The 15,882-nt window shown below is 75.4% G+C and carries 2 protein-coding genes and 1 pseudogene; all 3 read left to right on the top strand.

Going from position 1 to position 15,882, the window contains the following annotated elements:
- Positions 1 to 8: 8 nt before the first annotated feature.
- Positions 9 to 6,893, top strand: a pseudogene (locus tag ACFVFQ_RS19560) (type I polyketide synthase); the annotation flags it as partial.
- A 144-nt stretch (positions 6,894 to 7,037) separates the two neighbouring features.
- The gene (locus tag ACFVFQ_RS19555; RefSeq protein ID WP_383417403.1) at positions 7,038 to 11,903 is read left to right on the top strand and encodes a type I polyketide synthase; all 4,866 of its coding nucleotides are present in this window, start codon (positions 7,038 to 7,040) and stop codon (positions 11,901 to 11,903) included.
- On the top strand, positions 11,900 to 15,871 hold the full coding sequence (locus ACFVFQ_RS19550; protein ID WP_383417401.1) for a type I polyketide synthase: 3,972 nt from the start codon (positions 11,900 to 11,902) through the stop codon (positions 15,869 to 15,871). The genes ACFVFQ_RS19555 and ACFVFQ_RS19550 overlap by 4 nt, the downstream gene beginning before the upstream one ends.
- Positions 15,872 to 15,882 lie beyond the last annotated feature (11 nt).

Below are 15,882 nucleotides of genomic sequence, written 5' to 3'. Positions count from 1 at the left end.
CGGGTGAACTGACCGACACCGCCGGCCTCGACGCCGACTACTGGTACCGCAACCTGCGCCAGACCGTCCGCTTCGAGGACGCCGTCCGGGCCGCGATAGCCGCCGGCCACACCGTCTTCGTGGAAGCCTCCGCGCACCCCGTGCTGACCGTCGGCATCGAGCAGACCCTCGACGCGGCCGACGCCACCGGCGCGGCCTTCGGCACCCTGCGACGGGACCACGGCGGCACCGCCCAACTCCTCACCTCCCTCGGCCAGGCGCACCTGCACGGCCTGCCCGTTGCCTGGGAGAAGGTCCTCGCGCCGTACCACCCCCGGCGCATCGACCTGCCCACCTACGCCTTCCAGCGGGAGCGCTACTGGCTGCCGACCGCCGTCGAGGCGCCGGCCCCCGGTGACGGCGGTGCGGGGGCGGACCGGGCCGCGGACCCGGCCGAGAACCGGTTCTGGGCTGCCGTCGAGCGGGAGGACCTGGAGAGCCTGGCACAGACGCTGGCGCTGGACGGCGAGCGGGAGTTGGGGGCCGTGGTGCCGGCGCTCTCCGCGTGGTACCGGCGGCACCGCGAGGCGTCATTGGTGGACCGGTGGCGGTATCGCGTCGAGTGGAAGCGCGGCCGCACCGGCTCCGGGCGGCTGTCCGGCACCTGGCTGCTGATCGACTCCGACGGTGTGCCGGACGCCGATCCGGTGGACCAACTGGCCGCGGGCTGGCGGCGGGACGGCGCCGCCGTCGTACGGGTCACGGTGCGGGACGGCGACGGGCGCGGCGAGATTGCGGCCGCGGTCACCGAGGCGCTGACCGATGAGGCGGGAGTCGTTGTCGCGCCCGTGGGCGTGGTGTCGTTGGTGGCGTTCGGCGCGGGTCGCGGGGCGGGCTGCACGGTGGCGCCGCGGGCGCTCACCGACACCCTCGCGGTGGTGCAGGGCCTGGGCGACGCGGGGGTCGGCGCACCGCTGTGGTGTCTGACGCGGGGCGCGGTGTCCACCGGTCCCGGGGACGGGGTACGCAGTCCCGAGCAGGCGGCCGTGTGGGGCCTGGGTCGCGTGGCGGGCCTGGAACACCCGGACCGCTGGGGCGGGTTGGTGGACCTTCCGGAGAACCTGGGGGAGCGGACGTTCCGGGCGCTGGCCGCCGTGCTGACTGACCCGGACGGGGAGTCGCAGATCGCGGTGCGGCCGAGCGGCGTGCAGGTGCGCAGGCTGGTGCGGGCCGCGCGGGACCGGCGGCCGGACGCCGCGACCTGGGTCCCGTCGGGGTGCGTGCTGATCAGTGGTGGCACCGGGCCGCTGGGTGCCCATGTCGCGCGCTGGGTTGCCGCGCGCGGCGCCGAACACGTGGTGCTGCTCAGCCGGCGGGGGTCCGATGCTCCCGGGGCCGGTGAACTGCGGGACGAATTGGAGGAGTTGGGCGCACGGGTGTCGGTGCGGGCCTGTGACGTCGCCGACCGGGAGGCGCTGCGCGCCGTCGTCGACGAGGTCGGCCCGGTCTCGACCGTCTTCCACACCGCCGCCGCCCTGGAGGACGCCGTCCTGGACCGGCTCACCGTCGGCCAGGTGGACCGGGTGCTCCGGCCGAAGGTGCAGGGCGCGGTCAACCTGTACGAACTGACCGCCGGCGAGCGGCTGTCGGCGTTCGTGCTGTTCTCCTCGATGGCCGGCACCTTCGGCGCGACCGGGCAGGGCAACTACGCGCCGGGCAACGCCGTGCTGGACGCCTACGCGCAGCAGTTGCGGGACGCGGGCGTGCCGGCCACGTCGGTGGCGTGGGGGCCGTGGGCCGGCGACGGCATGGCCGCCTCCGGCATCGGGGAGATCGCCCGCCGGCACGGCATCCCGGAGATGGCGCCGGAGCGCGCGCTGAGCGCGCTCCAACAGGCCGTCGACGACGGCGAGTCGGTCCTCGGCGTGCTGGACATCGACTGGGACCGCTACTACGTCGCCTACACCGCCACGTCCCCCACCCGGTTCTTCGACGAGCTGCCGGAGGTGCGGCGGATCGCCGCCGCGCAGGCCGGCGGCCGGCAGGCGGAGCCGGCGGCCCCGGCGCTGGCCGGCAAGCTGGCGGGCCAGGACGCCGCGGGCCAACTGCGGGTGCTGCTGGAGGTGGTGCGCGGACAGGTCGCGACGGTGCTGGGCTACGCCACGCCGGAGGCGGTGCGGGAGAACCAGGCGTTCAGCGACGTGGGCTTCGACTCGGTGACCGCGGTCGAGCTGCGCAACCGCATCAAGGAGGCGGTCGGGCTGCCGCTGCCCGCCACCCTCGTCTTCGACTACCCGACCCCCGGCGCGCTCGCCCGCCACCTGCGCGACGAACTCGCCGGCACCGAGGGCGTCACCGACGCCCGGGCGCTGCCGACGGCCGCGCTGACCGCGGCGCCGGGCGCGGGTGCCGACGACCCGATCGCGGTGGTCTCGATGTCCTGCCGCTTCCCGGGCGGGGTCACCTCCCCGGAGGACCTCTGGCGGATGCTGGAGTCCGGTGGCGAGGGCATCGGCGCGTTCCCCACCGACCGCGGCTGGGACGTGGAGCGGCTGGAGAGCCTGTCGCCCACTGGCGTCCTGGGCGGATTCCTGTACGACGCGGCCGACTTCGACGCCGGCTTCTTCGGGATCTCGCCGCGCGAGGCGTTGGCGATGGACCCGCAGCAGCGGCTGCTGCTGGAGACCTCCTGGGAGGTCCTGGAGCGGGCCGGCCTCGACCCTCAGACGCTGCGGTCCAGCGCCACCGGCGTGTTCGCGGGCACCAACGGACTGGACTACGGGTCGCTGCTGTCCGCCGCGCCGCCCGAGGTGGCCGGCTACATCGGCACCGGCAACACCGGCAGCGTGGTGTCCGGCCGGATCTCCTACGCCCTCGGGCTGGAGGGCCCGGCGGTGACCATCGACACGGCCTGCTCCTCGTCGCTGGTCGCCGTGCACCTGGCCGCCCAGGCGCTGCGCAACGGCGAGTGCGCGCTGGCGCTGGCCGGCGGCGTCACGGTGATGGCGGCGCCCACCCTCTTCGGCGAGTTCGCCGCGCAGGGCGGCATCGCCTCCGACGGCCGCTGCAAGGCGTTCGGCGACGGCGCCGACGGCGCCGGCTTCTCCGAGGGCGTCGGGATGGTGCTGCTGGAGCGGCTGTCGGACGCGCGGCGCAACGGGCACCAGGTGCTGGCCGTGCTGCGGGGCTCGGCGGTCAACCAGGACGGCGCCTCCAACGGCCTGACCGCACCCAACGGCCCGTCCCAACAGCGGGTGATCCGGCAGGCGTTGGCGAACGCGGGCCTGTCGGCGGCCGAGGTGGACGTGGTCGAGGGTCACGGCACCGGCACGTCGCTGGGCGACCCGATCGAGGCCCAGGCGCTGCTGGCGACGTACGGCAAGGAGCGGGACGCCGACCGGCCGCTGTGGTTGGGGTCGGTGAAGTCCAACCTCGGGCACACCCAGGCCGCCGCCGGCGCCGCCGGCATCATCAAGATGGTGCTGGCCCTGCGGCACGGCATGCTGCCCAGGACCCTGCACGCCGACCGGCCCTCCGACCACGTCGACTGGTCGGCCGGCACCATCCGGCTGTTGACCGAGGCCCGCCCCTGGCCCGAGGACGCCGAGCGGCCCCGCCGCGCCGGGGTGTCGTCCTTCGGCATCAGCGGCACCAACGTCCACCTGATCCTGGAGGCCGCGCCGGCGCCCGAGGAGGCCGAACGGCCCGCCGCCGAGCCGCCGTTGGCCGTTGAAGCCGGCTCCCCGGAGGCCGGCCCCGTGCCCTGGGTGCTCTCCGGCCGGACGCCGGCCGCGCTGCGCGCCCAGGCCGACCGGCTCCGCGCCCACCTCGACGGCGACGGCGCGGACGCCGACCCGCACCGCCTCGGCTGGTCGCTGGCCGGCACCCGCACTGCCTTCGAGCACCGGGCCGCCGTGGTGGACGACGGCCCCGCGGCGCTGCGCGCCGGACTCGCCGCGTTGGCCGCCGGAACCCCCGCCGCCAACGTGGTCACCGGCACCGCGGCCCCCGGGCTCGCCGACGGCAAGGTCGTCTTCGTGCTGCCCGGCCAGGGCTCCCAGTGGCCCGGCATGGCCGCCGAACTCCTCGCCGCCTCCGAGCCGTTCCGCACCGCGCTGACCGACTGCGACCGGGAACTGCGCCGCTTCACCGACTGGTCCGTCCTCGACGTGCTCACCGGCGAAGAGGGTGCGCCCGGCCTCGAACGGGTCGACGTGGTGCAGCCGGTGCTGTTCAGCGTGATGGTGGCGCTGGCGCGGCTGTGGCAGTCCTACGGCGTCGAACCGGACGCCGTCGTCGGCCACAGCCAGGGCGAGGTCGCCGCCGCCCACCTCAGCGGACACCTGACCCTCGCCGACGCGGCCCGCGTCATCGCGCTCCGCAGCCGCGCCATGACCGCCGTCAACGGGCAGGGCGAGATGGTCTCCCTGGCCCTGCCGCACGACGAGGTCCGCGCGCGGCTGGCGCACTGGGGCGACGCCCTGTCCGTCGCCGTCGTCAACGGCCCGTCCTCCGTGGTGGTCTGCGGCCCGTCCGGGCCCCTGGACGAGCTGATCGCCGCGTGCGAGGCCGACGGCGTCCGCGCCCGCAAGGTCCGCGGGGTCAACCTCGCCGCCCACTCGCCCGCCGTCGAGGGACTGCGCGACCCACTCCTGCGCGAGCTCGCCCCCCTCACCCCGAGCCCCGGCGCGCTGCCGCTCTACTCCACGGTCACCGGCGCCCTCCTCGACGCGCCCGCCGACGCCGCCTACTGGTACCGCAACGTGCGCGAGCCGGTCCTCTTCGAGCCGGCCACCCGCGCGCTGATCGCCGACGGCCACACCACCTTCATCGAGCTGAGCCCGCACCCGCTGCTGGTCTCCGCCATCCAGGAAACCGCCCAGACCGCCGGCACGCCCGTGGTCACCGTCGGTTCGCTGCGCCGCAACGACGGTGGCCCGCGCCGGTTCCTCACCTCGCTCGCCGAGGGCCACACCCAGGGCCTGCCCGTCGACTGGGCCCGCTGGTTCGGGCCCGACACCGCCACCGTGCCGCTGCCGACCTACGCCTTCCAACGGGAGCGCTTCTGGCCCGGCGCCCAGGACCGCGGCGCCCCGGCCGACGGTCAACGGGACGCGGCCGAGGCCCGGTTCTGGGCGGCCGTCGACGACGCGGACCTGGACGCCCTCGCCGGCACCCTCGCCCTCGACGACGCCGAAGCGCTGCGCACCGTCGTCCCCGCGCTCTCCACATGGCGGGCCCGGCACCGCGCCGAGTCCACCGTCGACGGTTGGCGCTACCGCACCCGCTGGCAGCCGCTGCGCACCGACGCCCGCCCCGCGCTGCACGGCACCTGGCTGCTGGTCACCCCGGCCGGCGCCGACGGCGCACTCGCCGACGCCTGCGCCCGCGCCCTGGCCCGACACGGCGCGCACGCCGTAGCGCTGGAGATCGTCGACGCGGAGCACGGGCGCGCACCGCTGGCCGCCCGGCTCGCCGCGGCCGCCGACGGCCGGCAGATCGCCGGCGTGCTCTCCCTCCTCGGGCTGGACGGACGCCCGGCGGCCGACGCCCCGTCGGCGACCACCGGACTGATCGCCACCACCGCCCTCATCCAGGCACTCGCCGACGCCTCCCTCGACGCGCCCCTGTGGGTCGCCACCCGAGGCGCCGTCTCCACCGGCCGCGCCGACCGTCTCACCCACCCCGACCAGGCCCCCCTGTGGGGCCTGGGCCGAGTCGCCGCCCACGAACTCGCCCCGTCCTGGGGCGGGTTGCTCGACCTGCCCGAGACGCTCGACGAGCGCGCCGGCGACCGACTGGCGGCCGCGCTCGCCGGCGACGACGACCAGGTGGCGGTGCGCGCCACCGGACTCTTCGGCCACCGGCTGCGTCGCGACCCGCTCGGCGACCGCGCGCCCGCCCGGCAGTGGACCCCCGAGGGCACGGTGCTGCTCACCGGCGCCACCGGCGCGGTCGGCGCCCATGTCGCCCGCCGACTGGCCCGGGAGGGCGCCGCCCACCTGCTGCTGCTCAGCCGCCGCGGCCCCCAGGCACCCGGCGCCCCCGAACTCGCCGACGAACTCAGGGCACTTGGCGCCGAGGTCACCCTCGCCGCCTGCGACGCCGCCGACCGCGACGCGCTCGCCGCCGTCCTCGCCCACCTCCCCGAGGACCGGCCGCTGACCGCCGTCTTCCACGCCGCCGCCGTCCTCGACGACGGCATCATCGACGGCCTGACCCCCGAACGGTTCGAGACCGTGCTCCGCCCCAAGGCCCGGGCCGCCCGCAACCTGCACGAGCTCACCAAGGACCGCGACCTGTCGGCGTTCGTGCTGTTCTCCTCGCTCGCCGACCCGCTCGGCAACGCCGGCCAGGCCAACTACGCCGCCGCCAACGCCTACTTGGACGCGCTGGCCGAGCAGCGCCGCGCCGACGGCCTGACCGCCACCTCCATCGCCTGGGGCGCCTGGGCCGGCAGCCGTGCCACCGAGGGCACCGCCGACCACCACCGGACGCGCCGCGGCATGGCCCGGGCGATGTCCCCCGAACTCGCCGTCACCGCACTGCGGCACGCCCTCGACCACGACGACACCCGCATCGCCCTCGCCGACCTCGACTGGTCCGGCCTGGCCGCCGCCGGCGCCCCCGCGTTCCTCGCCGACCTGCCGGAGGCCCGCCAGGACCGGACGGCCGCCGCCCCCGACGCCACGACCGGGCCCGACCTGGCCCGCCGCCTGGCCCAACTGCCCGCCTCGGAACGCGCAGGGACCGTCCTCGACCTGGTCCGGGCGCAGGCCGCCGCCGTCCTCGGGCACGGCTCCGCGGACGCGGTCCCCGCCGACCGCCCGTTCCGCGAGCTCGGCTTCGACTCGCTGACCTCCGTGGAGTTCCGCGGCCTGCTCGGCACCGCCACCGGCCTGCGGTTGCCGGTCACCCTGGTCTTCGACCACCCGACGCCGCAGGCGCTCGCCGCCCACCTGGTGCGCCAGGTCGGCGGCGAGGAACCGACGCCGGCCGGCCAGGCACCCGCCGCCACCGGCGCCGCGGGCACCGACGAGCCGATCGCCGTCGTCGCCATGGGCTGCCGCTTCCCCGGCGGCGTCCGCACCCCCGAGGACCTGTGGGAACTGCTGGCCGGCGGCACCGACGCCATCGGCCCGTTCCCCGCCGACCGCGGCTGGGACCTGGAGCGGCTCTACTCCCCGGACGGCAGCAGGCCCGGCACCAGCTACGTCCGCGAGGGCGGATTCCTCGACGACCCCGGCGCGTTCGACCCCGCACTGTTCCGGATCTCGCCCCGCGAGGCCCTGTCGATGGACCCCCAGCAGCGGCTGCTGCTGGAGACCTCCTGGGAGACCTTCGAACGCGCCGGCATCGACCCGCAATCCCTGCGCGGCAGCGCCACCGGCGTCTACGTCGGCACCAACTACCAGGACTACCCCGGCCTGTTGCACCAGGCCGGCGGCGCCGACGAGGGCTTCATGATCACCAGCAGCGCGGCCAGCGTCATCTCCGGCCGGCTGTCCTACACCTTCGGCCTCGAAGGCCCGGCCGTCACCGTCGACACCGCCTGCTCCGCGTCCCTGGTGGCGCTGCACCTGGCCTGCCAGGCACTCCGACAGGGCGACTGCACCCTCGCGTTGGCGGGCGGCGCGACCGTGATGTCCACCCCGACGCTCTTCGTCGGCTTCAGCCGGCAGGGCGGCCTGGCCCCCAACGGCCGCTGCAAGACCTTCGCCGCCGCCGCCGACGGCACCGGCTGGGGCGAGGGCGCCGGCGTGATCCTGCTGGAACGCCTCTCCGACGCCCAGCGCAACGGCCACCCGGTCCTCGCCGTCGTCCGCGGCTCCGCCGTCAACCAGGACGGCGCCTCCAACGGCATCAGCGCCCCCAACGGCCCCGCCCAACAGCGCGTCATCCGCCAGGCGTTGGACAACGCCCAACTGACGGCCGCCGACGTCGACGCGGTCGAGGCCCACGGCACCGCCACCACCCTCGGCGACCCCATCGAGGCCCAGGCACTCCTGGCCGCCTACGGGCAGGACCGCCCCGACGACCGACCCCTGTGGCTGGGCTCCATCAAGTCCAACATCGGCCACACCCAGGCCGCCGCCGGCATCGCCGGAGTCCTCAAGATGGTCCTCGCGCTGCGCCACGAGGCCCTGCCCAAGACCCTGCACATCGACGAGCCCACCCCGCACGTCGACTGGGCCGACGGCAACGTCCGCCTGCTGACCGAGGCTCGCGCCTGGCCCGCGGCCGACCGCCCGCGCCGCGCCGGAGTGTCCGCCTTCGGTATCGGCGGCACCAACGCCCACGCCGTCCTCGAAGAGGCGCCCGTTCAACAGGCCGCCATGGAGCCGGAGTTGACGGACTTGGCGCCCGAACCGGCCCGGAAGGTGGAGCCGCCGGTGACGCCCTGGGTGCTCTCCGGCGACACCGCCGCCGCCCTGCGCGACCAGGCCGCCCGACTCCACACCCACCTCACCGACCACCCCGACACCACTCCGTCCGACATCGGCTTCTCCCTGGCCACCACCCGCGCCGCCCTCACCCACCGCGCCGTCGTCACCGGCCAAGGCCGCGCCCGACTGCTCGACGGCCTCGCCGCGCTCGCCGCCGGCCGACCGGCCGCCGACGTCGTCACCGGCACCGCCGCCGACCGCGGCCGGCTCGCGGTGCTGTTCTCCGGCCAGGGCGCCCAACGCCCCGGCATGGGCCGCGAACTCGCCGCCGCCCACCCGCTGTTCGCCGACGAGCTGGACGCGGTGTGCGCCCGGCTCGACGCACACCTCGACCGGCCGCTGCGCGACGTGATGTGGCACGGCACCGCCGACGCACTCCACCAGACCGGCTACGCCCAGGCCGCCCTGTTCGCCGTCGAGGTCGCCCAGTACCGGCTGGTGGAGTCCTGGGGCATCACTGCCGACCTGCTGCTCGGCCACTCCATCGGCGAACTCACCGCCGCCCACCTCGCCGGCGTGCTGACCCTCGACGACGCCGCCGCCCTCGTCGCCGCCCGCGGCCGACTCATGCAGGCCCTGCCGGCCGGCGGTGCCATGCTCGCGGTGCAGGCCACCGCCGACGAGGTAACCGCCGCGCTCCTGCCGGAGTTGGAGATCGCCGCGGTCAACGGCCCCACCTCCGTGGTCGTCTCCGGCGCCGCCCCCGCCGTCGACGCGTTCGACCGACTGTGGCGCGACCGCGGCCGCAAGACTCGCCGACTGCGGGTCTCGCACGCCTTCCACTCCGCCCACATGGACGGCATGCTCACCGAGTTCGCCGCGGCCGCCGCCGCGGTCACCTACCACCCACCGCGCATCCCGGTCGTCTCCAACGTCACCGGGGAACTCGCCGGCCCGGACGAACTGCTCACCCCCGACTACTGGGTGCGGCAGGTCCGCGGCGCCGTGCGGTTCGCCGACGGGGTCCGGGCCGCCGCCCGGGCCGGCGCCGCCGCCTTCCTCGAACTCGGCCCCGACGCCGTGCTCACCGTGCCCGCCCGGGAAACCCTCGCGGACACCGACCACGGTGCCGAGCGCGAGGAGCCGGTCCGCGCCCCGCTGATCGTCGCCGCCCAGCGCGCCGACCGACCGGAGCCCGACACCCTCCTCCAGGCCGTCGGCCACCTCCACGCCCACGGCCACCCGGTGGACTGGGCCGCCCACTTCGCCCCCACCCACCCGCGCCGCGTCCCGCTGCCCACCTACGCCTTCCAACACCGCACGTACTGGCCCGAACCCGCCGCCACCCCCGCCGCCACACCGGCCCAGGGCGCCACCGACGCCGGCTTCTGGACCGCCGTGGAACAGCAGGACCCGGCCGCCGTCGCCGACCTCCTCGGCCTGGACAGCCCCGAGGCGTTGGAAGCGGTCCTCCCCGCGATGGCCGCCCACCACCGCCGGCAACAGGAACACACCACCCTCAACCGGCTGCGCTACCGCATCGCCTGGCGCCGCACCACCGCACCCGACACCACCGGCCCCCTGCCGGTGCCGGGCCGCTGGCTGCTGGTCCTGCCCGCCGACGACCACGGCGCCGCGCTCCGACACCAGGCGGTGGACGCCGTCCGCCGCATCCTGGGCCCCGACACCACCGAACTCACCGTCGCCGCCGCCCCGGACCGCGAACAGCTCGCCAAGCGCCTCACCGAGGAGACCGCCACCGACCCCGTCCACGGCGTCCTCTCCCTCCTCGCCCTCGACGAACGCCCCGACCCGGTCGTCCCCGCCGGCGTGACCGCCACCCAGACCCTCATCCAGGCCCTCGGCGACGCCGGCACCCACGCGCCGCTGTGGCTGGCCACCCAGGGCGCGGTGACCACCGGCCCGGACGACCCGGTCACCCACCCCGCCCAGGCCATGATCTGGGGCCTGGGCCGCGCCCTCGGCCTGGAACACCCCGGCCGCTGGGGCGGATTGCTCGACCTCCCCACGACCGGCACCGACACCGTCGCCGAACGCATCGCCGCGGCCCTGACCGGCGCCGGCGACGAGGACCAACTCGCCGTCCGCCCCGACGGCACCTACGTACGCCGGCTGCGCCGCGCGCCCCTCGACGCCGAACCGCCCACCGGCGACCGGCCCGAGGCAGCACGCACCCGCGGCACCGCCCTGATCACCGGCGGCACCGGCGGCCTGGGCGCCGAGGTCGCCCGCTGGCTGGCCCGCACCGGCACCGCACACCTGGTACTGACCAGCCGCCGCGGCCCCCAGGCACCCGGCGCCCCCGAACTCGCCGACGAACTGCGCGCACTTGGCGCCGAGGTCACCCTCGCCGCCTGCGACGTCGCCGACCGGGACGCCCTGGCCGCCCTGCTCGCCGACCTGGAAACCGACCCCCACCCGCCGCTGCGCACCGTCGTACACACCGCCGGCATCAGCCTCAACAACACCCTCGCCGCCACCGACCCGGCCGAACTCGCCGCCGTCGCCACCGCGAAGGTCGCCGGCGCCCGCAATCTCGACGCCCTGCTCGGCGACCACGAACTCGACGCCTTCGTGCTGTTCTCCTCCGTCTCCAGCACCTGGGGCAGCGGAGCCCAGGCCGGCTACGGCGCCGCCAACGCCTTCCTGGACGCCTTCGCCGCCTGGCGCCGCGCCCGGGGCCGCACCGCCACCTCGGTGGCCTGGGGCGCCTGGAGCGACATCGGCATGATCAACCTCGCCGGCAACGTGGAGGCCGCCCGCCGCGCCGGACTGCCGCTGATGCCCCCGCCCGTCGCGATCGCCGGACTGGCCCAGGCCCTGCGGCACGACGAGACCACCCTCACCCTCGCCGACGTCGACTGGCCGACCTTCGCCCCCAGCTTCACCCTGGCCCGACGCCGCCCCCTGCTCGACGACGTCCCCGAGGTCCACACCGCCCTGGCGACCCCCAACACCCCCGAGGAAGCCGCCGACACCACGGCCCAACTCCGCGCCACCCTCGCCGACTTGCCCGCACCCGAACGCCGCCGCACCCTCACCGAACTCACCAACAGCCACCTCGCCGCCGTCCTCGGCTACCCCTCCGCCGACGCCCTCGACCCCGACCGCCCCTTCCGTGAACTGGGCATCGACTCGCTCACCGCCGTCGAACTGCACCACCAGATCAGCGCCGCCACCGGACTGCGCCTGCCCACCACCCTGGTCTTCGACCACCCCACCCCCGCCGAACTGGCCGACTTCGTCCTCGACGAACTCACCCGCACCACCGACGGCACCCCCACCGTGCTCGGCGACCTCGACCGCCTGGAGGCCGCCCTCGCCACCGACCTGGAAGACGACACCCGCGACGAACTCGCCCAGCGCCTGACGACGTTGCTCTCCAAGCTCACCACCAGCGGCGACACCACCGCGCCCGGCACCGACAACCTGGCCGCGGCGACCGACGACGAACTGTTCGCGCTCGTCGACAACGACCTCGGGCTGGCCGACCGGCCCGACGACACCCGGCACTGAGCGGACCGGCGAGGGGAGGGAAACCCATGAACAACGAAGACAAGCTGCGCGACTACCTCAAACGCGTCATCGGAGAGCTGCAACAGGCACGCCAGGAGAACACCGAACTGCGCGCCCGCCACCAGGAACCGGTGGCCATCGTCGGGATGAGCTGCCGCTACCCCGGCGAGGTCACCGACCCCGACGGCCTGTGGCACCTGGTCGCCGCCGGCCGGGACGGCATCGCAGGACTCCCCACCGACCGCGGCTGGGACCTGGACGCCCTCTACCACCCGGACCCGGAGAACCCCGGCACCAGCTACGCCCGCGAGGCCGGATTCCTCTACGACGCCGCCGACTTCGACGCCGGCTTCTTCCGGATATCCCCGCGCGAGGCGATGTCCATGGACCCCCAACAACGCCTCCTCCTCGAAGGCGCCTGGACGGCACTGGAACACGCCCGCCTCGACCCCACCGCCCTCCGCAAGAAGCCGGTCGGCGTCTACATGGGATGCAGCGGCGGCGACTACACCACCATCCTGCTGGGCTCCGACGAACCGACCGCCGGCCACATCAACACCGGCAACGCCACCAGCCTGGTCTCCGGCCGGATCGCCTACGCCCTCGGCTTCGAGGGCCCCGCGGTCACCGTGGACGCCGCCTGCGCCTCCTCCCTCGTCAGCCTGCACCTCGCGGCCCAGGCACTGCGCGCGGGGGAGTGCGCACTGGCCCTTGCCGGCGGCGTGACGCTGATGTGCACCCCGATGGCGCTGCTGGAGTTCTCCCGCCAGCGCGGACTGTCCGCCGGCGGCCGCTGCCGCTCCTTCGCCACCGCCGCCGACGGCACCGCGTTCGCCGAGGGCATGGGCATGCTCGTCCTCGAACGACTCTCCGACGCCCGCCGCAACGGCCACCGCATCCTGGCCGTGGTCCGCGGCTCGGCCGTCAACCAGGACGGCGCCTCCAACGGCCTGACCGCCCCAAACGGCCCCTCCCAACGCCGGGTGATCCGCCAGGCACTTGCCAACGCCGGCCTGTCCGCCGCCGACATCGACGCGGTGGAGGCGCACGGCACCGGCACCACCCTCGGCGACCCGATCGAGGCCCAGGCACTCCTCGCCACCTACGGCCAGGGCCGCCCCGAAGACCGCCCGCTCTGGCTCGGCTCCATCAAGTCCAACATCGGCCACACCCAGGCCGCCGCCGGCGCCGCCGGCATCATCAAGATGGTCGCCGCCATGCAGCACGGACTACTGCCCCAGACCCTGCACGTGGACGAACCGACCGTCCACGTCGACTGGTCCGCCGGCGCCGTCGAACTGCTCACCGAGGCGCGCCCCTGGCCGGAGACCGGCCACCCGCGCCGCGCGGCGGTCTCCTCCTTCGGCATCAGCGGTACCAACGCCCACGTCATCCTGGAACAGGCCCCGGACCCGGCCCCGGAACAGGCCGCCCCTGCAAGCGAGTTGCCGACGGCCCGCCCCGCCCTGCTGCCCTGGACACTCTCCGCCCGCTCCGAGGAGGCGCTACGCGCCCAGGCCGGCCGACTGGCCGCCGCGGTCCACCAGCGACCGGAACTCTCCCCCCTGGACGTGGCCCACTCCCTCGCGACGACCCGCACCGCCTTCCCGCACCGCGCGACCGTCGTGGGCGCCGACCGCGCCCAACTCCTTGCCGGCCTGACGGCCCTGGCCGACGCCACACCCTCCCCCGACGTGGTGCGGGGCCAGGCCACCGCGGTGGGCGGTGGCCGGGTCGGCTTCCTCTTCTCCGGTCAGGGAGCCCAACGGCTCGGCATGGGACGGGAGTTGTCCGCCCAGTTCCCCGTCTTCGCCGAGGCTTTCGACGCGGCGATCGAGGAGCTGGAGCGGGCACTGGGCTCGCCCCTGCGCGAGGTGCTGTGGGGCGAGGACGAGTCCCGTCTCCACCAGACCGTCCACGCCCAGACGGGACTCTTCGCCTTCGAGGTGGCGCTGTTCAGGCTTCTGGAATCCTTTGGGGTCGCCCCGGACGTGCTGATCGGCCATTCCATCGGTGAGTTGGCGGCGGCGCATGTGTCTGGTGTGTTGTCGCTGGAGGACGCGTGCGCGTTGGTCGCCGCCCGCGGGCGGCTGATGCAGGCGTTGCCTGAGGGTGGCGCGATGCTCGCCGTCCAGGCCAGCGAGGACGAAATCGCCGACCACCTGGGCGAGTTGGTGTCGCTCGCCGCGGTCAACGGCCCGCAGGCGGTCGTGGTCTCCGGTGATGCCGACGCCGTCGAGGCCCTGCGCGAGTGGGCCCAGGCGAACGGCCGGAAGACCACCCGGCTGCGCGTCTCGCACGCCTTTCACTCGCACCGCATGGACGCCATGCTCGACGCATTCGCCGCCGTAGCCGGCAAGTTGACGTACCAGGCGCCGCGCATCCCGGTGGTCTCGACGCTCACCGGCGCGGCCGCGTCCGGGGACGAGCTGTGCTTGCCCGCGTACTGGGTGCGGCAGGTGCGCGAGGCGGTCCGTTTTACTGCTGCGGTGCGTACGGCAGTCGACGCCGGCGTGACCCGCTTCGTGGAGGTCGGGCCGGACAGCGTCCTCACCGCCCCGGCCGCCGCCACCCTCGACGGTTCCGACGCCGTCTGCGTCGCCACCCAGCGCGCCGACCGCGACCCGGCGCACGCGCTGCTCACCGCCGTCGGCCGGCTCAACGCCCTAGGGATGGACACCACTTGGGCCCCGCTGCTCGCCGGCGCCCAGACGGTCGACCTGCCCACCTATGCCTTCCAGCACCGACGCTACTGGCCGCGTCCCCGCGCCCGAGGCGCGTCGGAAGCCGCCGCGGCCGCCCCGGATGCCACCGCACCCGAGTCGCGCCCCGAGCCCCGGCCCCACCCCGTCCCGCTGGACAGCGAGGACGCCGTGCTGGAGCTGGTGCGCGCGCTCACCGCCGAGGTCCTCGGCTACGACGGTCCCGAACTCATCGACACCGGTGCGCTGTTCACCGAATGCGGCGTCGACTCGCTGACCGCCACCGAGCTGCGCAACCGCCTCGGCGACGCCACCGGCCTCCCGCTCCCCGTCGGCGTGGTCTTCGACCACCAGACACCCCGGGAGCTCGCGGCGCACCTCCACGGCGAACTGGGCGGGTCCACCGCGCCAGGCTCGGCCCGGGCCAGCGGCCCCGGCGCGCTGGGGGAGATGTACCGCGAGGCGGTGCGCACCGACCGGGTACGGGAGTTCATGCTGGCCATGGCCGGCCTGTCCGCGTACCGCCCGGCGTACCAGGGCCCGGACGGGGCGGGCGAGTTGCCGCCCCCCGTCCACCTGGCCCGGGGCGAGGCGGGGCCGCTGCTGATCGGCTGTTGCGGATTCGTCGCCACGTCGGGCCCGCACGAGTTCGTGCGGTTCGCCGCGCCCCTGCGGGGCCGCCGGGACCTCTGGGCGCTCCCGGTGCCCGGCTACCGCGCCGGCGAACCGGTGGCCGCCGACCTCGACGCGCTGCTCGCGGTCCAGGCGGCAGCCGTCCAACGACTCGCCGACGGCCGGCCGTTCGTCCTCATGGGCCACTCCGGAGGCGCACTGATCGCCCAGGCACTGGCCGGCCGTCTGGAGGAGCAGGGGAGCGGCCCGGGCGCCGTCGTGCTCAGCGACATGTACGAGCCACGGATCATGGACCGCCTCCTGACCTGGGAGAAGGAGCTCACCGAGGGGGTGCTCGACCGCGACGGTGCGGTCGTCGCCCTCGACGACACCCGGATCACCGCATCGGCCGCCCACTCGAAACTGTTCGCCGACTGGCGGCCGCAACCGACCGCCGCACCCACCCTGCTGCTGCGGGCCACCGAACCCTTGGGCACGTGGTCCGGAGAAGACGACTGGCAGGCCACCTTGGAATTCCCGCACACCGCGATCGACGTACCGGGCAACCACTTCACGATGATGCGTGAGCACGCGGAGGAAGCGGCGCGGGCAGTCGACGCATGGATCGCCTCAAGGTGCATGGCGAGCGCATAACCGTCCACAAC

Source organism: Streptomyces sp. NPDC057743, from assembly GCF_042798755.1.
GTDB lineage: Bacteria > Actinomycetota > Actinomycetes > Streptomycetales > Streptomycetaceae > Streptomyces.
The sequence above is the reverse complement of the archived record's forward strand: the minus strand, read 5'-3'. Positions and strand labels throughout refer to the sequence as shown.

Bases quoted from the DNA above. Each gene is read 5' to 3' on its own strand.
- ACFVFQ_RS19555 (WP_383417403.1), top strand. From the start codon at position 7,038: ATGGGCTGCCGCTTCCCCGGCGGCGTCCGCACCCCCGAGGACCTGTGG.